Raw genomic sequence first — 21,882 nt, forward strand, 5'->3', positions numbered from 1 at the left:
CGCCTGCGGGAGCCGCGGTCAGGAGTCGACGGCCGCCGAGCGCTTCTTGGCCTTGGTGCGGTTGCCGGCGGCGAGGTCGGCGCCGGTGTCCGAGCGGCCGATCACCCCCTGGGGAATGAAGAAGGCAATGAAGGCCAGGCCGATGCACACGGCGAAGGGCCAGACGTTCTCTCCGTCGGAGAAGCTGATGGCCCACAGGCCGACGAGGAACAGCACGAACATGATCGTGAAGACTAAAATGTTCTCACCGAGGTGGCCGACGCCGGCGTGGGCCGGCTGCTTGCCGGTGGGGCGGCCTGCGTGGTCGCTGTCCGCCTGCTCGCGCTGCGCCTGCTGACGGTCGGACGGGACGCTGCCCGGATCTACCGGATGTGACATTAGTACTCCTTCGAGAGAAAAATCGTGCTGATCGCGCAGTCCGTCAGTACCCTGAGGCGCCCTGTTCACCCTTAAGGATAGCGACTCCGGAGCTGGCGCCGATCCGGGTTGCGCCGGCGTCGATCATGGCGCGGGCGTCGGCCAGGGTGCGCACCCCGCCGGAGGCCTTCACACCGATGTCCGGGCCGACGGTGCGGCGCATCAGGGCGATGTCCTCGACGGTGGCGCCGCCGCCGTTGAACCCGGTCGAGGTCTTCACGAAGTCGGCGCCGGCCTCGACCGAGGCCCTGCAGGCGAGGACCTTCTGGTCGTCGTTCAGCTGGGAGGTCTCGATAATGACCTTGAGGATGGCCCCGCCCTCGTGGACGGCCTCGGCGACGGCGCGGATGTCGAGCACGAGCGCCTCGTAGTTCCCGGCGCGGGCCGCGGCGAGGTCGATCACCATGTCGACCTCGTCGGCGCCGTCGGCCACGGCGCCCCGGGCCTCGAAGACCTTCACCTCGGTGGGGGTGGCGCCGAAGGGGAAGCCGACGACGGAGCAGGTCAGCACGCCGCTGTCCTTGACGGCGGTATGGACGGTGCTGACCCAGATCGGGTTCACGCAGACCGACTTGAAGGAGTGTTCGACGGCCTCAGCGCAGACCGCGAGGATCTGCTCACGGCTGGCTTCGGGCTTCAGGAGGGTGTGGTCAATATAGGAGGCAAGGGAGACGTCGCTAGGCATAGGGCTATCTTTTCACGAGATGGGGAACGGGCGGCACGGCGGGAACCGGGGCTGCGGTGTCAGAGCCCGAGGGCGGCGCCGACATCGGCCCGGACCGCCTCGAGGCGGGCGCGGGCCGTGGCCTTCACGTCGGGAAGCCCCTCGGCAGAGGCGACCGGCTCGATCACCTCGAGGTAACACTTGAGCTTGGGCTCGGTGCCGCTGGGGCGGATGATCACCCGGGTCGAATCCGCGGTGAGGTAGAGCAGACCGTCGGTCGGCGGCAGGTTCTCCGAGCCCAGGGACAGGTCGACGGCGGTGGCCACCGGCGACCCGGCAAACGCCTGCGGCGGGTTCGAGCGCAGCCGGGCCATCATCTCGCCCAGCAGCGGGAGGCTGGCGACCCGGACGGAGAGCTGGTCCGCGGCGTGCAGCCCGTGGGCGAGGAAGGCGTCGTCGAGCAGGTCGAACAGCGTGCGGCCCGCGGCCTTGGTGGCCGCGGCGAGCTCGGCAAGCAGGAGCCCGGCGGAGATGCCGTCCTTGTCGCGGACCGTCGTGGGTGCGACGCAGTAGCCGAGGGCCTCCTCGTAGCCGTAGCTGAGGCCGGGCACCCGGGCGATCCATTTGAAGCCGGTGAGGGTCTGCACGTGGGAAATGCCCGCCGCAGCCGCCACCCGGCCCAGCAGGCGGGAGGACACGATCGAGTTGGCGAACACGGCGCCGCCCGTCGAGCCCCCGGCCGTGGCGCGGGCGGCAAGGTGCGCGCCGAGGAGGGTTCCCACCTCGTCGCCGCGCAGCATCCGCCAGGCGCCGGTGGCGGGGTCCTTGGCGGCCAGGGCGACGCGGTCGGCGTCGGGGTCGTTGGCGATCACCAGGTCCGCGTCGGTCTCCTGCGCCGTCTCCAGGGCGAGGTCGAGGGCTCCCGGCTCCTCCGGGTTGGGGAAGGCGACGGTGGGGAAGTCGGGGTCCGGTTCGGCCTGGCGCTCCACCATCGTCACGTTCTCGAAGCCGGCCGCCTGCAGCACGGAGCGCGCCGTGCGCCCGCCCACCCCGTGCATGGGGGTGAGGACGATGAACAGGTCCCGGTCCGTGAACGCGGGGTCGGCGAGGGCCGCCACGGCGGTGACGTAGTCCTTTTCGATGCTTTCGGGCAGGACGGTCCACCCGTCCGCGGCCAGCGGGACGGAATCGATGCTGCCGACCGCCGCGATGTGCGCGGCGATCCCGGCGTCGTGAGGGGCCACGATCTGCACCCCGCGGGCCTCCGGGGCCACCGCCCGGCCGCCGAGGTACACCTTGTAGCCGTTGTCCTGTGGCGGGTTGTGGCTGGCGGTCACCATGATGCCCACCTCGCACTCGAGGGCGCGCACGGCGTAGGCGAGGACCGGGGTGGGAAGCTCCGAGGGCATCAGGAAGGTTTCAAGGCCCGCCGCGGCGAAGATGGCAGCTGTCTCCTCGGCGAAGACCCGCGAGTTGTGGCGGGCGTCGTAGCCGATGACGGCGCGCGGCACATAGGCGCCGCCGGCCCCGGCCGAGGCCAGGTCGAGGGCGTGCGCCGCGACGCCGGCGGCGGCGCGACGGACCACGACCCGGTTCATGCGGTTCGGCCCGGCGCCGAGTGCGGCCCGCAGCCCGGCGGTGCCGAACAGCAGCGGCCCGGAGAACCGGTCGCGCAGTTCGGCTTCGGCCGCGGCATCGCCCTGCCGTACGGCGTCGAGGAGGGCCTCAAGTTCGGCGGCGGTCTGCGGATCCGGGTCGGCCTGCGCCCAGGCCGCGGCCGAGGACAAAAGGAGCTGCTGGTCGGGGGAAGTCATGGGGAGAACCTGCCTGGGTGGGTCGGGGCGTGGGTGCTTAGAGCTTGGCGACGATGTCGGCAAGCAGGCGGGAGATGCGCGGTCCGGCGGCCTGCCCGGCTTCAAGGACTTCGGTGTGGCTCAGCGGGACCGGGCTGATGCCGGCGGCCAGGTTGGTCACCAGGGACAGCCCGAAGACCTCCATGCCGGCGTGCCGGGCGGCGATCGCCTCGAGGGCGGTGGACATGCCGACGAGGTCGGCGCCAATCCGCTTGGCGTACTGCACCTCGGCGGGGGTTTCGTAGTGCGGGCCGGTGAACTGGGCGTAGACGCCCTGGTCGAGGGTCGGGTCGACCTCGAGGGCGATCTTCCGGATCCGGGCCGAGTACAGGTCGGTGAGGTCGACGAAGGTCGCCCCTTCGAGGGGGGACGTGGCGGTGAGGTTGATGTGGTCGCTGATGAGCACCGGGGTGCCCGGCGTCCACCGCTCCTGCAGCCCGCCGCACCCGTTGGTCAGCACCAGGGTCTTCGCGCCGGTGGCCGCAGCGGTGCGGACCCCGTGGACAACGGCGCGGACGCCCTTGCCCTCGTAAAAGTGGGTGCGCGCGCCAAGGACCAGTGCGCGTTTGCCGGCAGGGGTCAGCACCGAACTGATGGTGCCCACGTGTCCGACGACGGTGGGTGCCGAGAAGCCGGGGATGTCGGCGGCGTCGACGGTGGCCGTCGTCTCCCCGATCAGGCCGGCGGCGCCGCCCCACCCGGAGCCCAGGACGAGGGCGGTGTCGTGCCGCTCCACCCCGGTCTTTTCGGCGATGTAGTCGGCGGCACTGCGGGCAAGGTCAAAAGGATCATTCGTCACCGCACAAACCTACCGCGTGGACTGGGGCCGTTCCACCGGGCGGTGCACCGCGGGCCACGCACCGCGGGCGGCCCGGTGTGCGGGGGCGGTGGAGGCAGCGCCGGACCGGAAAGCGGCCTGCGCACCTGAAAGCGACGAATGTGCCCGTTTTATCCGGTGCGCCCGTCGTTTTCGGGTCCGGGCGTCGGTTTGGGGTGTGCTCGCCGTTCGACGGTGCGGTGGACGCCGGGCTGCACAGCAGTGCCGAGGGGAGATCCTGCCGTCCGACGCGCGCCGGCTGAAGCCCGCCAAATCGTTTGGGCCGCCGCCCGGGATGGGGGACAATAAGGTGCTGTGACCAATCAACTTGATTTCAGCTCCCTGCGTATTGCCATCCTCGGCGGCGGCCCGGGCGGATACGAGGCGGCGATGGTCGCTTCCTCCCTCGGCGCCAACGTCACGATCGTCGAACGGCAGGGGCTGGGCGGCTCGGCGGTGCTGACCGATGTGGTGCCATCGAAGACCCTCATCGCCACCGCGGACACCATGACCCGCTTCTCCGACGCCCACAGCCTCGGCGTCAACTTCACCGACACCTCCGTCGTGGCCGACCTGCACAAGGTCAACCAGCGCCTCCTGAAGCTCGCGGTCGAGCAGTCGGCCGACATCCGCGCCACCCTTGAGCGCAACGGCGTGCAGATCATCATCGGCACCGGGAAGCTCCTGGATAACCACCGCATCGAGGTCGTGTCCGAGGGGGAGACCTCGGTGATCGAGGCCGACGCCCTGCTGATCGCCGTCGGATCCCACCCCCGCGAGCTCTCCACTGCCGTGCCGGACGGGGAGCGGATCTTCAACTGGACCCAGGTCTACAACCTCACCGAGGTTCCCGAACACCTGATCGTCGTGGGCTCCGGCGTCACCGGCGCCGAGTTCGCCTCCGCCTACAACGGCCTGGGCGCCAAGGTCACGCTTATCTCCAGCCGCGACCAGGTGCTCCCCGGCGAGGACGCCGACGCGGCCGCCGTCCTCGAGGACGTCTTCCTCAACCGGGGCATGACGGTCCTCTCGAAGACCCGTGCCGACAAGGTCAAGCGCACCTCGACCGGCGTCGAGGTCCACCTCTCCGACGGCAAGGTCATCGAGGGAAGCCACTGCCTCATGGCCGTCGGCGCGGTTCCGAACACCGCCGACATCGGGCTTGAGGAGGCCGGGGTGGCCCTCACCGAGTCTGGCCACATCGTCGTCGACGGAGTCTCGCGCACGACGGCGCCGAACGTGTACGCGGCGGGCGACTGCACCGGGGTGTTCGCGCTCGCCTCGGTCGCGGCCATGCAGGGCCGGATCGCCATCGCGCACCTGCTGGGGGACACCGTCACCCCGCTCAAGCTCAAGCAGGTCGCCTCCAACATCTTCACCACGCCGGAGATCGCCACCGTCGGTGTCACGGAGGCCGACATCGCCTCGGGCAAGTATCAGGGCGACGTCATCAAGCTTTCCCTCCACACCAACGCCCGGGCGAAGATGATGAACGTCAAGGACGGCTTCGTGAAGGTCATCTCCCGCGCCGGCTCCGGCACGGTGATCGGCGGGGTGGTCGTCGGCCCGCGCGCCTCCGAGCTGATCTTCCCGCTGGCGATCGCCGTGACCAAGAAGCTCCACGTCGACGACGTCGCCAACACCTTCACCGTCTATCCCTCGCTGACCGGATCGATCTCTGAGGCGGCCCGCCGGCTTCACGTCCGCCTGTAGGGCGGCGGGCGGGGCCGCGGGGGAGGACGCCGCAGCCGGATGGCCTCGAGATCGGCACCGGAGTCCGTGTCCACGGGTTGGACACATTTCTCCACTGCGTGGACGCAAGTGGTCCAATATGTGGATTCACCGAACGGAGCGGCCGCCGGGATCGTTTAGGAGCCCCGGCCGGTCCTGAAGCCCCGCAAGAGAAAGCCGATCTCATGTCCTCTTCGTCACCCGCTGCACTGGGCGGGGCCACCAAGCCGCTGAATCCGCGCGGCCGCGTCATCTTTGCAAGCCTCATCGGCACCACCATCGAGTTCTACGACTTCTATATCTATGCCACGGCGTCCGTGCTGGTGTTCCCGGCCCTGTTCTTCCCCAACGCCACCCCGGCGAACCAGCTGCTGAGCTCCTTCGCCGTCTTCGGTGTCGCGTTCGTCGCCCGCCCGCTGGGCTCGATCATCTTTGGCCACTACGGCGACAAGATCGGCCGCAAGGCTACCCTGGTGGCCTCCCTGCTCACCATGGGCATCGCCACCTTCCTGATCGGGCTGCTCCCGACGGCGGAAAACGCCGGCTGGATCATTCTCGCCCCGCTGCTGCTCGTCGTGCTGCGCTTCTTCCAGGGCCTCGCCCTCGGCGGCGAGTGGAGCGGTGCGGCCCTGCTGGCCACCGAGAACGCCCCCAAGGGCAAGCGTGCCGTCTTCGGCACCTTCCCGCAGCTTGGCGCCCCAATTGGCTTCATCCTCGCGAACATCCTCTTCGTCGTGCTCAACACCACCCTGACCGACGAGCAGTTCCTGAGCTGGGGCTGGCGCGTGCCGTTCCTGCTCAGCGCCGTGCTCGTGATCGTGGGCCTCTACGTGCGGCTCAAGCTCATCGAGAGCTCGTCCTTCCAGAAGGTCCAGGACGAGGGCAAGGTCGTCAAGCTTCCCCTCGGCGAGGTCGTCCGCCGGCACTGGCGTCCGCTCCTGCTGGGCACCTTCATCATGTTCGCCACCTACGTGCTGTTCTACCTGATGACCTCCTTCACCCTGACGTTCGGCACCAGCCCTGCGACGGTTGAGCAGGCACGGGCCGCTGCCGAGACTGCGGGCAAGCCGTTCAGCGCGGAAGGATTCGTACCGGGCCTCGGTATCGCCCGCGGCGACTTCCTCTGGATGCTCATCCTCGGCGTCGTGTTCTTCGGGATCTTCACCCTCGTGTCCGGTCCGCTGGCCGAGCGGTTCGGCCGCCGCAAAATGCTCCTCGCCGTGACGGCCGGCATCGCGGTGTTCGGGTTCACCTGGGTTCCGCTGTTCGGCGCCGGTGCCACCGGCGCCATGGTGCTGCTGATCATCGGCTTCATCCTCATGGGCCTGACCTTCGGGCCGATGGCAGCAGTGCTGCCGGAGCTGTTCCCCGCGAACGTCCGGTACACCGGCTCGGCCGTCGCCTACAACCTCTCGAGCGTCATCGGCGCGGCGCCGGCGTCCTTCGTGGCCATTGCACTGTGGAAGGTCGCCGACGGAAGCACCTTCCTGGTGGGGCTCTACCTCAGCATTGCGGCGGTCCTGACCTTCGTCGCACTGTGGATCTCCCGCGAGACCCGCGACCGGGACTACGAGAACCACACCGCCTGATCCTTATCTCAACCAACGACGCCGGCGCGGTTCCCTCGGGGGCCGCGCCGGCGTCGTTTAACCCCCGGCGGGCCGTTTTTCGGGTGGTATCCGCGTTCCAGCAGGTGCCGCGTGGGCTCCGGGTTGCCCGTACAATCAACTAAACGAAGCTTACTTACGATTACTGGATGCGGGAGCGATGACGGTTTCTACACTTGCGGGCGGGCGCTATGCGTTGGGCCGGCGCGTGGGCGCCGGCGGCATGGCCGAGGTGTATCTGGGCCGGGATACCCGGCTCGAGCGCGACGTCGCCATTAAGGTGTTCCGACCGGGCACCGCCGACGGAATCGAACGCGGATCCGTCGAGGCGAGGCTCCTCGCAGGGCTCGACCACCCCGGGCTGGTCCGGGTGCTCGACATGGACACCGAACACGCCTCCGGCGACGGCGCCTACCTCGTGATGGAGTACATTCCGGGCCCCGACCTGGGAGCTGTGCTCCGCACCGGCCCGCTGACCCCCGCCGGTGCCCGCCACGCTGGCCTCGACCTCTCGCGGGCGCTCCACCATATCCACCACCGCGGCGTCATCCACCGGGACATCAAACCCTCGAATATCCTCACCCGCGACGCGGAGCCCGGAAGCGGTGTGTTCACCTACCTGCTGACCGACTTCGGCATTGCCCGGTTCTTCGACGGCAGCGGCATGACGGCCACCGGGCAGGTCATCGGCAGCGCCGCCTACTTCAGTCCCGAGCAGGCCCGCGGCGAGGTGGTGGGAACGCCCACCGACATCTACTCGCTGGGCCTGGTCCTGATCGAATGCCTGACCGGTGAACGGGCCTTCCCCGGGACCGGGGTCGAAAGCGCCCTGGCCCGGTTGCACCGCAGCCCCTCCATCCCGGCAACCGCCGGCGCCGGAATGGGCGAACTCCTGGCCGCCATGACCCTCGACGATCCCGGTGCCCGCCCCGACGCCCGTGCCGTCGCGACGGCGCTGGCCGCGCTCGACGGCGGCGCGCCGGTTGCCGCCGTGCACGCCGCCCTGGCGCCCCTGGAACCCACGCAGGCAGAGCCCGCGGTGGACAGCCCGGCTCCTGGCTCCGGCGCGGGGGCGGACAGTCGGACGGGGCCGGTGTCGCGGGTGGATGCGCCCACGGCTGCCGTGCCGGTAGCGGCGGCCCACACGGTGGCCCTGCCTGCGGCAGCAACCACGACGGCGGCACCGACGGCGGCAGCACCGACCACGGCAGCGGCCCCGACGAGGGCCATTCCCGCCGGTGCCGCCCCCGCCGCCCCGCCCACCGCCGGGGGTTCCGTCCGGGGCGGGGAGACCGCAGGGGTCCCCGAACCGGTGGGTGCCTCGCCGGTCGTCGATCCGGACCGGCTTCCTCCGTCCGGCGGGGACCGCGGTATCCGGCGCAGGCGCGTTCCGGGCTGGCTGATCGTCGGAACGGTGATCCTGGCAGCGCTGGCGGTGCTGGCCGCGGTGCTGCTGAACCGCCCCGCCGGATCGGGCGTCGACCCCGAACCCCTGCCATCGGTGCCGGGAACCACCGGCGAACGGCTTGAGGAACTCTACGAAAGCGTGAACCCATGATGCTGAGTATCCGGCAGGCCGTATCCCGCCCGGTCCTGGTCGCCGCCGTCGCCGGGGCGTTGGCCCTGTCCGGCTGCGGAGCGCCCGGCACGCTGGACGCAGAGGCCGCCCGGGAGCTTTCGGCCTCGGTGCGTGAAATCGCCGGCCTCACCGCTGCGGGGAACACGCAGGCGGCCCTGGACCGCGCCGAGGCACTGCGGCAGGAGGTTGAGGCGTCGGCCGCCGACGGCGCGATGTCCGAGGACCGCGCAGCGCTGATCTCGGCGAGGATCGACGCCGTCGTCGCTTCCCTCCGGGAGGCCGGCGAGGCGCCGACCCCTTCTGCGTCGATGACGCCCCTGGCCCCCGCGCCGGCGACCTCCGCCGCTCCGCCCGCGCCGGTGGTTCCGGCGCCGGTCGAGCCCGCACCGGTTGAACCCTCGCCGGCCGCGCCGGAACCGGAGACACCGGCGTCTGAGGAGCCCACGCCCGAGGCACCGAAGCCAGCGGAGCCAACGTCGGAGGCACCGAAGGGCCCCGAGGAGCCCGGCAAGGGCAATGAGAAGGACGACGACAAAGACGACGATAAGGACGACGACGCCGCGAAGGGCAACGACGACCCCGGCGAGGGGAAGTCGGAGGGGTCACAGAAGGACGGTTGACCGCCCGCCGCTTAGGAGCGGATGGCGGCGATGACCGACCCGGCCGACACGGTGTCCCCGGGGGCGGCGGAGAGGCCGGACAGGGTGCCTGACTTGTGGGCAGTGAGCGGCTGTTCCATCTTCATTGCCTCGAGGACCACGATGAGGTCGCCCTCGGCCACCTTGTCACCGTCGGAGGCGGCGACCTTGACGATGGTGCCCTGCATGGGCGAGGTCAGGTCGTCGCCGTTGGCGACGGCCGCACCCGCCCGGGGGCGCTGGGACTTCTTGGGCTTGCCCGCCGCCGCGGGCGGCCGGCCGTTGCCCGCGCCGAGCCCGGCCGGGAGGACGACCTCGAGGCGGCGTCCGCCAACCTCGACGGTGACCCGCTGCCGGGATTCCTCAGGAGCCGGGTCGGCGCCGGTGGGGACCCACGGCTCGATCCGGTTGTCGAACTCGGTCTCGATCCACCGGGTGTGGACCGCGAAGGGTCCCTCGGCGGGGGCGAAGGCCGGATCGGCGACCACCGCGGCGTGGAAGGGAAGCACGGTGGGCATCCCGCCGACCTCCATCTCGGCGATGGCGCGCCGGGCCCGCTGCAGGGCCTGCTCCCGGGTGGCGCCGGTGACGATGAGCTTGGCCAGCATCGAGTCGAAGTTTCCTCCGATCACCTCGCCCTGCTCCACGCCGGAGTCGACGCGGACGCCGGGGCCGGTGGGCAGCTTCAGCGTTTCGACGGTGCCGGGGGAGGGCAGGAAGCCCCGGCCGGCGTCCTCGCCGTTGATGCGGAACTCGAAGGAGTGGCCGCGCACCTCGGGATCCCCGTAGCCCAGGGCTTCACCGCGGGCGATGCGGAACTGTTCGCGCACCAGGTCGATGCCGGTGACCTCCTCGGAGACCGGGTGCTCAACCTGCAGCCGGGTGTTGACCTCGAGGAAGGAGATGGTGCCGTCCTTGCCGACGAGGAACTCGCAGGTGCCGGCACCCTGGTAACTTGCCTCGCGCAGGATCGCCTTGGAGGCCTCGTAGAGGCGCTTGTTCTGGTCCGGCGTCAGGAACGGCGCCGGCGCCTCCTCGACCAGCTTCTGATTGCGGCGCTGCAGCGAGCAGTCGCGGGTGGAGACGACGACGACATTGCCGTGCGCATCGGCCAGGCACTGGGTCTCGACGTGGCGGGGGGCATCGAGGAAGCGCTCGACGAAGCACTCGCCGCGGCCGAAGGCGGCGGTCGCCTCACGGACCGCCGAATCGTAGAGCTCGGGGATTTCCTCGCGCTCACGGACCACCTTGATGCCGCGGCCGCCGCCGCCGAAGGCTGCCTTGATGGCGACGGGCAGGCCGAACTCGTCGGCGAAGTCGAGCACCTCCTGGACGGAGGCGACGGGGTCCTTCGTGCCGGGGACCAGCGGGGCGCCGACCTTGTCCGCGATGTGGCGCGCCTGCACCTTGTCGCCGAGCTTGGAGATGGCGTCCGGGGACGGGCCGATCCAGGTCAGTCCTGCCTCCTGGACGCGCCGGGCGAAGTCGGCGTTCTCGGAGAGGAAGCCGTAGCCGGGGTGGATGGCGTCGGCGCCGCTGCGCCGGGCGGCATCAAGGATGCGGTCCATCACCAGGTAGGACTCGGCGGCGGTGGTCCCGCCCAGGGCGAAGGCCTCATCGGCGAGGCGCACGTGGAGAGCCTCCCGGTCCGAATCCGCGTACACAGCGACCGAGGCGATGCCCTCGTCGCGGGCGGCCCGGATGACGCGGACGGCGATTTCGCCGCGGTTCGCGACGAGCACCTTCGTCACCGAAGTGGACACGGCGTCGGGGGTGGCGGCGGGCGGCAGGGGCGCAGGGACAGTGCCTGGCGGTGGTGTGCTCATGGGGTGGAATGCTCCTTCGGGTCTGATCGGAGCCTAGCGCCAAATTGTTGATTCCGCCCATAAACGGTGCCGTCGTTGCGTGTTGCGGGCCCTTCCTTTGTAGGGGTCCTACAAATCGCTCAGGCGCGGTCCGCAGATTCCCACAGGTCGGTCACCGGGACGCCCGCCGAGGCCAGCAGGGCGCGCAGAGTGGAGATGCTCAGCCCGACCACCGTGTGCGGATCGCCCTCGATCCGTTCGATGAAGGCACCGCCCAGCCCGTCGATGGTGAAGGAGCCGGCGCAGTGAAGGGGCTCTCCGCTGGCGACGTAGGCGTCCACCTCCTGCTCGGACATCACCCCGAAGTGGACGGTGGCGGAGTTGACCCCGCCGATGGTGGCACCCGAACCGTCCTCCCGGTTGTCGACCAGCCAGTGCCCGGTGTGAAGCACCCCGGAGGAGCCGCTCATGCGCCGGATCCGGGCGCGGGCGACGTCGGGCTCGTAGGGCTTGCCGTGCGCCTCACCCTCGAATTCGAAGATGGAGTCGCACCCCACCACGAGGGCGTCCCCGGCCTCGGGCAGGGAGGCGACCGCTTCGGCTTTGGCGCGCGCGAGCAGCAGGGACGTGTCGGAGGCGTCGAGCTCCCCGTACCCGGCCGCGACGGCGGCCTCGTCGACGTCCGAGACGAGGGTGGTGTGCCGGATGCCGGCCTCCCGAAGGAGTTTGGTGCGGGCGGGGGAGGCCGAGGCGAGGATCAGGCGCGGAGTCATTCCCCTACCCTATGCAGGCGGCGGGCCGGCCGGGAACCGGGGCGGGCGGCGGCCCGCCCCGGAGCGTCAGCTCAGCAGCGCCCGGCGGAGCGTGTCCAGCCCCACCGACCCGAGGTTGAGGGCCCGGGTGTGGAAGGCCCGCAGGTCGAAGGCGGCGCCCTCGCGTTCCTTGACCTCGTCGCGGATCTGCTCCCAGAGCCGCTGGCCCACCTTGTAGGCGGGCGCCTGTCCGGGCCAGCCGAGGTACCGGTTGAACTCGAAGTTCAGCTGGCCCTCGCTGATGGCGATGTTGCTGCGGAGGAATTCGTAGCCCTTCTCGGGGGTCCACGTTCCCGAGCCCCACCGCTGCGGCACCTCGAGTTCGAGGTGGACGCCGATGTCGAAGACCACGCGGGCGGCACGCATCCGCTGGGCGTCGAGCATCCCGAGCCGGTCGCCGGGATCGTCGAGGAAGCCGAGTTCCTGCATCAGGCGCTCGGCGTACAGCGCCCACCCCTCGCCCTGGCCGGAGACCCAGACGGCGTTGCGCCGCCAGGAGTTCAGCAGCCGCCGCTGGTAGACGGCGGTGGCGACTTGGAGGTGGTGGCCGGGGACGCCCTCGTGGTAGACGGTCGTCGTCTCCTTCCAGGTGGTGAACGAGTCCTCACCCTCGGGCACGGACCACCACATGCGTCCGGGCCGGGAGAAATCATCGCTCGGGCCGGTGTAGTAGATGCCGCCCTCATGGGTGGGGGCGATCCGGCACTCGAGGGTGCGCATGATGTCGGGGATGTCGAAGTGCACGCCGGCGAGGGCCTGCACCGCGCCGTCGGACAGCTCCTGCATCCACTCGCGCAGCGCGTCGGTGCCATGGAGCTGGCGGGCCGGATCGGCGTCGAGGACCGCGATGGCCTCTTCGATGGAGGCACCGGGCCGGATCTCGGAGGCGACCGCCTCCTGTTCGGCGATGATGCGGTCGAGTTCCTCGACACCCCACTGGTACGTCTCCTCGAGGTCGACGGCGGACCCGAGGAACAGGCGAGACATCAGGGCGTAGCGTTCACGGCCGACGGCGTCCTTTTGGGGGGCACCCGGCAGCAGCTCCTCCTGCAGGAACGCGGCGAGCCCGCGGTAGGCCTGGCGGGCGGCCTCGGCTCCGCTGCGCAGCTCTGCGGCGAGCGGCCCGGTCACCGGCCCGTCGTCCGTCACCGCGCCCGCGGCGAAGCTGTCGAAGAAGCCGCCGTCCTCGGCGTACCGGGTGACCTGCTCGATGACGATGCCGATCTGGCGGGCGGCAGCGGTCAGGCCCAGCTCCCGTCCGCGGCGCAGGGAGGTGATGTAGCCCGAGAGGGCGGCCGGAACGTTCGACAGGCGGCCGGCGATGTGCGCCCAGTGCTCCTCGGTGGCCGTCGGCATGAGGTCGAAGATGGCCCGGACGTTCTGGGCGGGGCTTTCGAGGTTGTTGAGCTCGGAGAGGTTCGCCCCGGTCTCATGGATCTCCAGTTCAAGCCCGAGGCGTTCGCGCATCGCGTCGAGGGTGACGGCGTCGACGTCGTCGACCGGCTCAAGTCCGGAGAGGTCGGCCAGGGCGGAGCGGGCCGCCTCGGCGAAGGCCTCGACGCCGGCCGGAGAGTAGTCCCGGAATTCGGTCTCCCGGCCGGGGACGCCGAGGACCGTGGCGAATCCGGGGTCCAAGCGGGTCAGGGTCGCGGTGTAGGTCTCCGCGACGGTATCGATGGCCGTTGGCTGCCGTGCGGCACCGTCGGCGCCGGAGCCGGAGGACGGGGTGGAAGGGGTGGAGGCAGGGGGAGTCTCGTTGGTCACAGCCCGAGCCTAGCGCCGTCCGTTGCCCCGGGCTACGGTTCGGCCGAAATATCCGCGGCAGGTCCGGGCGCCTCAGCGCGGCGCCGCGCGAAAGCACCCTTCCCTTCCTCCAGACCCCTAGGGTGAGGGCATGAATACGGCGGCGGGGGACCCGCGGAGGAATTTTCAGGACCACGACCACGACCACGACCACGACCAGGGACAGGATCGTGCTCAGGACCGGCGCCCTGGACGGGACGACCGGCCGGGGCCGGTTCCGGAGGCCCTGCGCCGGAGTGCCTACCGGCTGGGCGCGGCGCTGCTGGCCGGAGCGCCCGGGAAGAACGTCGTCACCAGCCCGGTCAGTGCCCTGTGCGCCCTGCTGATGCTGCGGGCCGGGTCCGGGTCAAGCACGGCCGCCGAACTCGACGGCGTCCTCGGCCTGCCGGCGGAGGGCAGCGGCCCGGATCTTGAGGTCCTGCTGGCCCGGCTCGCACCCTACGATGGCGACCCCGGGGCGGCGAACGCGCAGGAGCCGCCTGCCGTTCCGGTGCTGCACCTGGCCAACGGCGTGTTCGTGGACCGGAGGACGCCCACCGGGGACGCCTTCCTCGCCACGCTGGCCCGCCATTCCGGCGCCGGCGTGTATCCCGTTGACTTCGCCGATCCCGCAACGGAGGCGGTGCTGAACGGCTGGGTGTCGGAGGCCACCGGCGGGCGCATGCCGGAGGCGCCCGTCGAGTACAACCCGGAGACGACCCTGACGCTGCTCAACACCGCGTACTTCGCGGCCGCCTGGGCGGAGCCCTTTGACCCGTCCGGCACCTACCCCGAGGACTTCCGGCTGCCCGACGGCACCACCGTGGCGGTCGATCGAATGCACACCCGCACCCCGGCCCGGTATGCCGCCGGGCCCCGGTGGGTGGCGGTCGACGTCCCCTACACCGAGGGGTTCGTGCTGCGGGTCGTGCTCGCCGACGGCGACGCCGGGCCCGGCCCCGCCCTGCCTGCGTGCTCGGAGGAGGCGCTGCTTGAGGTCGCAGAGGCGATGGAGGAAGCCGGCGAGGTCTTCCTGGGGCTTGGCCTGCCGCGCTGGGAGTCCGACAGCGCCTTCGACCTGCTGCCGCTGCTGCGCAGGCTCGGCCTGCGGGAAACCCTTGGCGGCGCCCCTGACCTTTCCGCCATCCAGCCCGACGCGGCCGTCTCAGCGGCGGCCCAGGCCGCCTCGATCACCGTGGGGGAGAAGGGGGCGGTCGCCGCGGCGGTGACCCAGTTCGAACTGATGGCCACCTCGGTGCCGGTCGATCCGGAACTGGTGGTCGAGATCGACCGGCCGTTCCTCTACGCAGTGCTCCACGAGGCCACCGGCCTGCCCCTGTTCCTCGGAACCGTCACCGACCCCCGCTGACAGGCAGGCGCCGGGCACGCGGCGGCGGTCCTACGTGCCGCTGCGCCGCCAGGAGCCGGGCCCTGGCAGAGGGTGCAGGCGCAGCAGGGTCCGGCGCAGCCACGCCCGGCCCGGGTGCCGCCGGTCGTTGGATTCCCCTGAGTCCGCCATGGCCAGGACGACGGCGGTCAGCGCGGCCACCTCTTCGTCGGTGGGGTTCCCCGCCACCACGCGCAACAACGGTTCCTCCTCCGGGGCGCCGGTGCTCACAGCGGGATGTTCCCGTGCTTCTTGGCGGGCAGGGTGGCCCGCTTGTCACGCAGCGCCCGCAGCGCCCGGACCACCTGGACCCGCGTGTCGGAGGGGGCGATGACGGCGTCGACGTAGCCAAGCTGCGCGGCCTGGTACGGGTTGAGCAGCTCTTCTTCGTACTGCTGGACGACCTCGGCGCGTGCCGCCTCGACGTCGCCGCCGGCCTCGGCGACGGCCTTTAGGTGGCCGCGGTAGAGAATGTTCACGGCCCCCTGGGCGCCCATGACGCCGATCTGCGCAGTCGGCCAGGCCAGGTTGAGGTCCGCGCCGAGCTTCTTTGAGCCCATCACGATGTATGCCCCGCCGTAGGCCTTGCGGGTAATCACCGTCACCTTGGGCACGGTCGCCTCGGCGTAGGCGTAGAGCAGCTTCGCGCCGCGGCGGATGATGCCGTTGAACTCCTGGTCCTTGCCGGGCAGGAAGCCCGGCACGTCGACGAGGGTCAGGATGGGGATGTTGAAGGCGTCGCAGTGGCGGACGAAGCGGGCGGCCTTCTCTGAGGCATTGATGTCGAGGGTCCCGGCGAACTGCATCGGCTGGTTGGCGACAATGCCGATGGTGTGGCCCTCCACCCGGGCGTACCCGATGAGTACGTTCGGCGCGTAGAGCGCCTGCATCTCCAGGAAGTGGCCGTCGTCGACGATCGCGGCGATCACGGCGTGCATGTCGTAGGGCTGGTTCGCGGAGTCCGGGATCAGCGTGTCGAGCGCCTCGTCCTCGAGCGTCGTCTCGAGCATTTCGGTGAACTCCCCGAGCGGGGCCTCGGCGAGGTTGTTCGAGGGGAGGTAGTCGAGCAGTTCGCGCACGAAGCCGACGGCGTCCTGTTCGTCTGCCGCGAGGTAGGTCGAGGTGCCGGTGGTGGTGTTGTGCTGGCGTGCGCCGCCGAGGGTCTCCATGTCGACGTCCTCGCCGGTGACGGTCTTGATGACATCCGGGCCCGTGATGAACATGTGGGAGGTCTTGTCCACCATCACCACGTAGTCGGTCAGGGCCGGCGAGTAGGCGGCCCCGCCCGCGCACGGTCCGAGGATGAGGGAGATCTGGGGGACGACGCCGGAGGCATGGACGTTGTTGCGGAAGATATCGGCGAACATGGCCAGGGAGGCGACGCCCTCCTGGATGCGGGCCCCGCCGCCGTCGTTGATGCCCACCACCGGGCAGCCGTTGCGCAGCGCGAACTCCTGGACCTTGACGATCTTCTCGCCGTTGACCTGGCTGAGGGAGCCGCCGAAGACGGTGAAGTCCTGGCTGTAGATCCCGATGAGGCGCCCGTCGACGGTGGCGTAGCCGGAGACCACGCCGTCCCCGAGGGGCCGCTTCTTGTCCATGCCGAACGCGTTCGAGCGGTGGACGGCCAGGGCGTCGAACTCGACGAAGGACCCGGGGTCGACGAGGAGGTCGATGCGCTCGCGGGCCGTGTTCTTGCCGCGGGCGTGCTGGCGTTCAACGGCCTCGGGGCCTGAAGGCAGCAGCGACTGGCTCTGCCGGCGCCGGAAATCGGCGAGCTTGCCGGCGGTCGTCTTGAGGTCGGGTTCCACGTCTTGCTTCATTGAATCTCCGAGTGCAGGGGGTAGGGCGGGCGTCTGGCGCGGCCGCCTCCGGAGGGCTCCTTGTGAGGAATCCTCCAAAAAAACGAGCGACCGTCCCAGTCTAGTGAGCCAAGGGGCCCCTCCGACTGTAGGACTCCTACAGGTTCCGGCGCGAACACTTAGTCCGACCCCTCGGGTTACCGGTCGGTAACATTCGGTGCGTCGCAGCCGGTGCCGCGCTCCCTCCTGCGTATTCTTGCCGCATGACCGCCAGCAACGCAGCAGAGAATCCAGTCCCGACGACGGCCGCCGACCCGCCGGAGGCACCCCTGCGCGGACGCACCCTCCTGATGTCGGGAGGGAGCCGGGGCATCGGCCTGGCGATCGCGCTGCGTGCCGCCCGCGACGGGGCGAACATCGTGCTCCTGGCCAAGACCGGCGAGCCGCACCCGAAGCTCGAGGGAACCGTCTCAAGCGCAGCGCGCCTCATCGAGGAGGCCGGCGGAACTGCTCTGCCCCTCGTCGGCGACGTCCGCCGCGACGAGGACGTGCGCGGCGCTGTCGACGCCGCGCTCGAGCGCTTCGGCCGGATCGACGCCGTCATCAACAACGCCTCCGCCATCGACCTCTCGCGCACTCCCGAGGTCGACATGAAGCGGTACGACCTGATGGCCGACGTCAACGTCCGCGGCACCTTTCTGCTCAGCAAGTTCTCACTCGACGCGCTGCGCCGCTCCGACAACCCGCACATCCTTACCCTGTCCCCGCCGCTGAACCTTGACCCGAAGTGGGCCGGCGCGCACCTCGCCTACACCCTGGCCAAGTATGGGATGAGCCTGACCACGCTCGGCCTGGCGGAGGAGCTGCGCGGGGAGGGCATCGCCGTGAACTCCCTGTGGCCGAAGACCCTGATCGACACTGCGGCGATCCGCAATATGCCAGGCGGCGGCACCCTGGTCCAGGCCGCCCGCCGCCCGGAGATCGTCGCCGACGCGGCACACGCGGTGCTCTCGCGCAGCTCACGCAGCTGCACCGGCAACTTCTTCACCGACGAGGAGGTGCTCCGGGAGGAGGGAGTGAGCGACTTTCGCCCCTACAGCCTGGGTGCGCCGGAGGACCGGCTCGTCCAGGACATTTTCCTTTGATCCGGTGGGCGCTGCCCGGCTGGGTAGAATCGGAGGCATGACCAACCGCTACTCAAACCTGGAGCGACCCGGTTTGGACGCGGCGGCGCTGTCGGTGGCCCTGTGCGCGCCGGCCGGACCGTATGCGCGAGTGGAGCTGGTTCAGGAGACCGGCTCCACGAACGACGATCTGGCCGGGCTGGCCGAGCTGGAACCCGGGCAGTGGCCGGACCTTTCGGTGCTGACGGCGGAGATGCAGCGCGCGGGGCGCGGACGGCTCGGCCGCAGCTGGGTGGCCCCGGAGCGGTCCTCCCTGATCGTGAGCCTGCTGCTGCGGCCCGTGAACGCCGGCGGCAGGCCCCTCCCGACGGAAAGCTACTCCTGGCTTTCGCTGCTTGCCGCCCTGGCCCTGGCCGAGAGCGTGGAGGACCGCACCGAGGTGAGCCCGCAGCTGAAGTGGCCCAACGATGTCATCGTCGATTCCCGCAAGCTGGCGGGGGTGCTCGCCCGGTTCGTTCCCGGAGCGAACGGCTCGCCGCCGGCCCTGGTGGTGGGGGTCGGGCTCAATGTCAGCCTCACCGATTCGGAACTGCCGGTGCCCACCGCCACCTCCCTGCTGCTTGAGTATGCGGGCACCACGGACCGCAATATCCTCCTGAAGTCCTTCCTGCGCACCTTCGCCGCCCGCTACGCGGCCTTCTGCGCCGTCGACGGCGACGCCTCCGCCACCCTCGCGGACGGGAGCACCCTCGCCGAAGCGGTTTCCGGGCGCATGCACACCCTCGGGCGGGCCGTCCGGGCGGAACTTCCCGGCGGCCGTGAACTGACCGGCCACGCGCTGGCGCTCGATGAGCGCGGCGGGCTCGTGATGCGCGACGACGACGGCGGGCGGCACACCGTCTCCGTCGGCGACATCGTGCACCTGCGGCCCGCGGATCAGGACGCCGGATGACGCCGTCAGCCAGCTCCGGACGGCCGCGCGGCCTGGGCGGGAACGTGCCCGCCGCCGCGCACGCCTCCGGCGTGAGCGCCGCCCCGGGGCCGTCGCGATGAAGGTGAAACTCGCCCCCGGCGAGCAGGTCCTCACCCGGACGCGGGCCACCCCGCGGAGCCTTGTGTGGCCGTCGATCGGTGCCCTGGTCGTGCTCACCGCCGGCGGCTACGCCCTGGGCTGGCTCAGCCGCGCCGCGGTGCCGCCGGAGCTGCAGCAGTGGCAGCCCCTGCTCGTCACGGTGGCGGCCGTCGGCGGCGCCCTGCTGCTGCTGAGGATGTTCCTCCGCCCGCTGCTGCGCTGGCTGGCCGGCCGCTATATCCTCACCAGCCACCGGCTCATCCACCGCCGCGGGATGACCAAGCGGAGCCTGTACGAGGTGCCGCTGGCCGCCGTCCACCAGGTGGGGGTGACACAGTCCCTGGTGCAGCGGCCTTTCGGCAGCGGAACGCTCACCCTCGACCTGGGGTTCGGCCGCTCGGTCAGCTACCGCGACGTGCCCTGCGCCGACGTGTTCAGGGACCACGTCGCCGAAGCGATCGGACAGCTCCCGCAGTCGGCACTCTTCAACGGCCGTGCCATGATGGGTCAGCCCGGACCGGACCAGTGGCCGGACCAGGGGCAGTCCGCGCATCCGGAAGCACGGCAGGAGGGCCCCGGAGGGGCCTGGAGGGGGGCGGTATGACCACCGCAAGCCGTCCCGACGCCGACGCCGACGCGGACACCGCCGTGCCCCCGGCGCCCAAGGCCGTGTGGCAGCCGCAGGAACTGCCCGGATCGAACGGGCACCCCGGTGAACGCCCGGACCCCGCACCCGCCCCTGTGCCCGCACCCGCGCCCGCGCCCGCTTCCGCCTCCGCCGACCCTCACCGCGAAGCGATCCGGGCGCTGGAGATTGAACTCCTCGGGGCGGAACGCACCCTGCGCCGGCGCGAGGTGGCCGCCCGCGCCGGGGTCTCCCTGCTGTCGGCCCGCAAGCTCTGGCGCGCCATGGGCTTCCCCAATATCGGGGACGAGGATGTCGCCTTCACCGAGAAGGACAAGGAAGCGCTGACGACCATCATCGAACTGGTCCGGCAGGAACAGCTCACCGAGGACGCCGCCATCTCCATCACCCGGGCGGTCGGCCAGATGACCGACCGCATGGTGGTGTGGCAGATCGAGGCCATCGTCGAGGAGATGGTCGTCCAGCGCGGCATCCCCGACGCCGTCGCCCGCAAGGCGCTGGTCTCGGAGCTCCCCGACCTGATCGAGCCCCTCGAGAAGATGTTGGTGTACGCGTGGCGGCGCCAGATGAACGCCGCCGTCCAGCGCCTGGCCCTCCGGGCCGAGTCGGGCCTGCGGGCGAGCGAGGAGGGCCGGGACGGGGACGAGGACGACGCACCCCTGCCGCTGGCGCGCGCCGTCGGATTCGCGGACCTGGTGTCCTACACCAGCCTGTCCCGGCAGATGAACGAGCGCACCCTCGCCCAGCTGGTGCAGCGGTTCGAGAACAAGTGCGCCGAGATCATCTCGGTCGGCGGCGGCCGGCTGGTGAAGACCATCGGCGATGAAGTCCTCTACATCGCCGAATCGCCCGAGGCCGGCGCGGAGATCTCCCTGGCCCTCGCCAAGGCCTTCACCGAAGACGACCTGCTGCCCTCGGCCCGGGTCTCCATGGTGTGGGGCAGGATCCTCTCCCGCCTCGGCGACATCTACGGTCCCACGGTCAACCTTGCCGCACGGCTGACGTCGCTGGCGGAACCGGGCACCGTGCTCATCGACGCCATGACCGCCTCCACCCTCGGCGGCAATGAGAAGTTTGTCCTGATTCCGCAGCAGGCCCGCACCGTGCGCGGTTTCGGGGAGGTCCACCCGGTGACCCTGGCGCGGGGGACCGGCAGCGGACTGGTGCTCGACTGAGCACCCGCCCGACCGCACGACGGCGCCCGGCACAGCCTCCGCTGGTGACCTACCGCACTCCAGTGCAGAATGGACAGATGACCGACCAGCTGAACATCCCCGCGGGCAGGCACCCGCTCCCCGCTCTCCGCACCGGTCGGCTGCTGCCCGGGGCGGCTCGATGAGCGGTTCGATCGAGGTTCCCGCTGACGCGGGCCAGGGCCTGCGCGTGGTGTGCGGGTACGCCACGCACACCGGGCTGCGCCGCGACAACAACGAGGACTCGCTGATCGCGGCGGACCCCATCTTCGCCGTCGCCGACGGAATGGGCGGCCACGAGGCGGGGGAGGTGGCCAGTGGCCTCTGCGTGCAGACCCTCGGCATGAGCGCGATCGCCGGCACCCGGCTGCCCCGGCTCACCGCGGAGGACCTCGACGAGCTGGTGCAGGAGGCCGATGCGCGTATCCGGCAGGAGACCAGCGGACGCGCCGGAACCACCCTCAGCGGCGTGGTGCTCGTCGAGGCGGCCGGCACCCCCCACTGGCTCTTCTTCAATGTCGGAGACTCCCGCACCTACCGCCTGAGCCAGGGACAGTTCGGCCAGATCACCGTCGACCACTCCGAGGTCCAGGAACTTGTCGACACCGGGCAGATCACCGAGGAGCAGGCCCGCACGCACCCGCGCCGGCATGTGGTTACCCGCGCCTTGGGCACGGGCGACGACGCCGAACCGGACTTCTGGCTGCTGCCTGTGGAGGAGGGGGACCGGATCCTCGTGTGCTCCGACGGGCTCAGCGGTGAACTCACGGACGAAGAGATCTGCGGGTTCCTCGCGACCGTCGCGGACCCCCAGGAGGCGGCCGACACCCTCATCGAGGCCACCCTGCGCTCCGGTGCCCGGGACAACGTCTCGGTCATCGTCATCGACGCCACGGGAGTCCCGGCGGCGCCCTGAGCCGCGCTAGAACGCCCGGCGGCCTTAGGGCAAGATG

19 protein-coding genes are annotated in these 21,882 nt (G+C 70.8%); 10 read left to right on the top strand and 9 right to left on the bottom strand.

The window, feature by feature from the left end; all coding sequences use genetic code 11:
* Positions 1 to 18 precede the first annotated feature (18 nt).
* Genes I6N91_RS09105 through I6N91_RS09120 form a run of 4 tightly spaced genes read right to left on the bottom strand, consistent with a single transcriptional unit; the run spans position 19 to position 3,733 of the window.
* Positions 19 to 378 (bottom strand): hypothetical protein, encoded by a 360-nt coding sequence (locus I6N91_RS09105; RefSeq protein ID WP_198812266.1) that lies wholly within the window; start codon positions 376 to 378, stop codon positions 19 to 21.
* Positions 379 to 421: 43 nt separating this feature from the next.
* The gene (gene deoC, locus I6N91_RS09110) at positions 422 to 1,102 is read right to left on the bottom strand and encodes a deoxyribose-phosphate aldolase (protein ID WP_198812267.1); all 681 of its coding nucleotides are present in this window, start codon (positions 1,100 to 1,102) and stop codon (positions 422 to 424) included.
* 59 nt (positions 1,103 to 1,161) lie between these two features.
* Positions 1,162 to 2,895, bottom strand: a complete 1,734-nt coding sequence (locus I6N91_RS09115) for a phospho-sugar mutase (protein ID WP_198812268.1) — start codon at positions 2,893 to 2,895, stop codon at positions 1,162 to 1,164.
* 37 nt (positions 2,896 to 2,932) lie between these two features.
* Positions 2,933 to 3,733, bottom strand: a complete 801-nt coding sequence (locus I6N91_RS09120; protein ID WP_198812269.1) for a purine-nucleoside phosphorylase — start codon at positions 3,731 to 3,733, stop codon at positions 2,933 to 2,935.
* A gap of 333 nt (positions 3,734 to 4,066) precedes the next feature.
* On the opposite strand from I6N91_RS09120, the gene I6N91_RS09125 reads away from it, so the two are divergent.
* From I6N91_RS09125 to I6N91_RS09140, 4 genes are all read left to right on the top strand, one after another.
* Positions 4,067 to 5,464, top strand: a complete 1,398-nt coding sequence (locus I6N91_RS09125; protein ID WP_198812270.1) for an NAD(P)H-quinone dehydrogenase — start codon at positions 4,067 to 4,069, stop codon at positions 5,462 to 5,464.
* A 203-nt stretch (positions 5,465 to 5,667) separates the two neighbouring features.
* A complete protein-coding gene (locus tag I6N91_RS09130; protein ID WP_198812271.1) occupies positions 5,668 to 7,071 on the top strand; it encodes an MFS transporter in 1,404 nt (467 codons plus the stop codon).
* A gap of 178 nt (positions 7,072 to 7,249) precedes the next feature.
* Entirely contained in the window at positions 7,250 to 8,647 is a 1,398-nt protein-coding gene (locus tag I6N91_RS09135) for a serine/threonine-protein kinase (protein ID WP_198812272.1), read from the top strand.
* Positions 8,644 to 9,288 (top strand): hypothetical protein, encoded by a 645-nt coding sequence (locus tag I6N91_RS09140; protein WP_198812273.1) that lies wholly within the window; start codon positions 8,644 to 8,646, stop codon positions 9,286 to 9,288. Before I6N91_RS09135 ends, I6N91_RS09140 begins: the two co-directional genes overlap by 4 nt.
* Positions 9,289 to 9,299: 11 nt before the next feature.
* Here the strand turns inward: I6N91_RS09140 and I6N91_RS09145 are convergent, their stop codons facing one another.
* The 3 genes from I6N91_RS09145 to I6N91_RS09155 form a co-directional block, all read right to left on the bottom strand.
* A complete protein-coding gene (locus I6N91_RS09145; protein WP_198812274.1) occupies positions 9,300 to 11,132 on the bottom strand; it encodes a biotin carboxylase N-terminal domain-containing protein in 1,833 nt (610 codons plus the stop codon).
* 119 nt (positions 11,133 to 11,251) lie between these two features.
* Positions 11,252 to 11,884, bottom strand: a complete 633-nt coding sequence (locus tag I6N91_RS09150; protein WP_198812275.1) for a nucleoside triphosphate pyrophosphatase — start codon at positions 11,882 to 11,884, stop codon at positions 11,252 to 11,254.
* Positions 11,885 to 11,950: 66 nt separating this feature from the next.
* Positions 11,951 to 13,600 carry a DUF885 domain-containing protein gene (locus tag I6N91_RS09155; RefSeq protein WP_307843315.1) on the bottom strand — a complete coding sequence of 550 codons (1,650 nt, stop codon included), beginning with the start codon at positions 13,598 to 13,600 and terminating at the stop codon, positions 11,951 to 11,953.
* 217 nt (positions 13,601 to 13,817) lie between these two features.
* On the opposite strand from I6N91_RS09155, the gene I6N91_RS09160 reads away from it, so the two are divergent.
* Positions 13,818 to 15,074, top strand: coding sequence for a serpin family protein (locus I6N91_RS09160; RefSeq protein WP_198812277.1), 1,257 nt, complete (start codon positions 13,818 to 13,820; stop codon positions 15,072 to 15,074).
* A gap of 30 nt (positions 15,075 to 15,104) precedes the next feature.
* Here the strand turns inward: I6N91_RS09160 and I6N91_RS09165 are convergent, their stop codons facing one another.
* Positions 15,105 to 15,323, bottom strand: coding sequence for an acyl-CoA carboxylase subunit epsilon (locus tag I6N91_RS09165; protein ID WP_198812278.1), 219 nt, complete (start codon positions 15,321 to 15,323; stop codon positions 15,105 to 15,107).
* Positions 15,320 to 16,903, bottom strand: a complete 1,584-nt coding sequence (locus I6N91_RS09170; protein WP_198812425.1) for an acyl-CoA carboxylase subunit beta — start codon at positions 16,901 to 16,903, stop codon at positions 15,320 to 15,322. The genes I6N91_RS09165 and I6N91_RS09170 overlap by 4 nt, the downstream gene beginning before the upstream one ends.
* 254 nt (positions 16,904 to 17,157) lie before the next feature.
* Between I6N91_RS09170 and I6N91_RS09175 the strand changes: the two genes are divergently transcribed.
* From I6N91_RS09175 to I6N91_RS09195, 5 genes are all read left to right on the top strand, one after another.
* Positions 17,158 to 18,039 (top strand): NAD(P)-dependent oxidoreductase, encoded by an 882-nt coding sequence (locus I6N91_RS09175; protein WP_198812279.1) that lies wholly within the window; start codon positions 17,158 to 17,160, stop codon positions 18,037 to 18,039.
* A 37-nt stretch (positions 18,040 to 18,076) separates the two neighbouring features.
* Positions 18,077 to 18,970, top strand: a complete 894-nt coding sequence (locus I6N91_RS09180; protein WP_198812280.1) for a biotin--[acetyl-CoA-carboxylase] ligase — start codon at positions 18,077 to 18,079, stop codon at positions 18,968 to 18,970.
* Between the two features lie 97 nt (positions 18,971 to 19,067).
* Entirely contained in the window at positions 19,068 to 19,694 is a 627-nt protein-coding gene (locus I6N91_RS09185) for a PH domain-containing protein (protein WP_198812281.1), read from the top strand.
* The gene (locus I6N91_RS09190) at positions 19,691 to 20,911 is read left to right on the top strand and encodes an adenylate/guanylate cyclase domain-containing protein (RefSeq protein ID WP_233091673.1); all 1,221 of its coding nucleotides are present in this window, start codon (positions 19,691 to 19,693) and stop codon (positions 20,909 to 20,911) included. Before I6N91_RS09185 ends, I6N91_RS09190 begins: the two co-directional genes overlap by 4 nt.
* A gap of 160 nt (positions 20,912 to 21,071) precedes the next feature.
* A complete protein-coding gene (locus tag I6N91_RS09195) occupies positions 21,072 to 21,845 on the top strand; it encodes a PP2C family serine/threonine-protein phosphatase (protein WP_198812282.1) in 774 nt (257 codons plus the stop codon).
* Positions 21,846 to 21,882: the final 37 nt, after the last annotated feature.

Origin of the sequence: Arthrobacter sp. MSA 4-2, from assembly GCF_016405885.1 — a bacterium.
Taxonomy (GTDB): Bacteria; Actinomycetota; Actinomycetes; order Actinomycetales; family Micrococcaceae; genus Arthrobacter_D.

What these genes read in the sequence shown, in the direction of transcription:
- I6N91_RS09105 (WP_198812266.1), bottom strand. Translation starts at nt 378, where the DNA reads ATGTCACATCCGGTAGATCCGGGCAGCGTCCCGTCCGACCGTCAGCAG.
- I6N91_RS09130 (WP_198812271.1), top strand. Translation starts at nt 5,668, where the DNA reads ATGTCCTCTTCGTCACCCGCTGCACTGGGCGGGGCCACCAAGCCGCTG.
- deoC (WP_198812267.1), bottom strand. Translation starts at nt 1,102, where the DNA reads ATGCCTAGCGACGTCTCCCTTGCCTCCTATATTGACCACACCCTCCTG.
- I6N91_RS09115 (WP_198812268.1), bottom strand. Translation starts at nt 2,895, where the DNA reads ATGACTTCCCCCGACCAGCAGCTCCTTTTGTCCTCGGCCGCGGCCTGG.
- I6N91_RS09180 (WP_198812280.1), top strand. Translation starts at nt 18,077, where the DNA reads ATGACCAACCGCTACTCAAACCTGGAGCGACCCGGTTTGGACGCGGCG.
- I6N91_RS09160 (WP_198812277.1), top strand. Translation starts at nt 13,818, where the DNA reads ATGAATACGGCGGCGGGGGACCCGCGGAGGAATTTTCAGGACCACGAC.
- I6N91_RS09150 (WP_198812275.1), bottom strand. Translation starts at nt 11,884, where the DNA reads ATGACTCCGCGCCTGATCCTCGCCTCGGCCTCCCCCGCCCGCACCAAA.
- I6N91_RS09145 (WP_198812274.1), bottom strand. Translation starts at nt 11,132, where the DNA reads ATGAGCACACCACCGCCAGGCACTGTCCCTGCGCCCCTGCCGCCCGCC.
- I6N91_RS09135 (WP_198812272.1), top strand. Translation starts at nt 7,250, where the DNA reads ATGACGGTTTCTACACTTGCGGGCGGGCGCTATGCGTTGGGCCGGCGC.
- I6N91_RS09195 (WP_198812282.1), top strand. Translation starts at nt 21,072, where the DNA reads ATGAGCGGTTCGATCGAGGTTCCCGCTGACGCGGGCCAGGGCCTGCGC.
- I6N91_RS09190 (WP_233091673.1), top strand. Translation starts at nt 19,691, where the DNA reads ATGACCACCGCAAGCCGTCCCGACGCCGACGCCGACGCGGACACCGCC.
- I6N91_RS09175 (WP_198812279.1), top strand. Translation starts at nt 17,158, where the DNA reads ATGACCGCCAGCAACGCAGCAGAGAATCCAGTCCCGACGACGGCCGCC.
- I6N91_RS09185 (WP_198812281.1), top strand. Translation starts at nt 19,068, where the DNA reads ATGAAGGTGAAACTCGCCCCCGGCGAGCAGGTCCTCACCCGGACGCGG.
- I6N91_RS09140 (WP_198812273.1), top strand. Translation starts at nt 8,644, where the DNA reads ATGATGCTGAGTATCCGGCAGGCCGTATCCCGCCCGGTCCTGGTCGCC.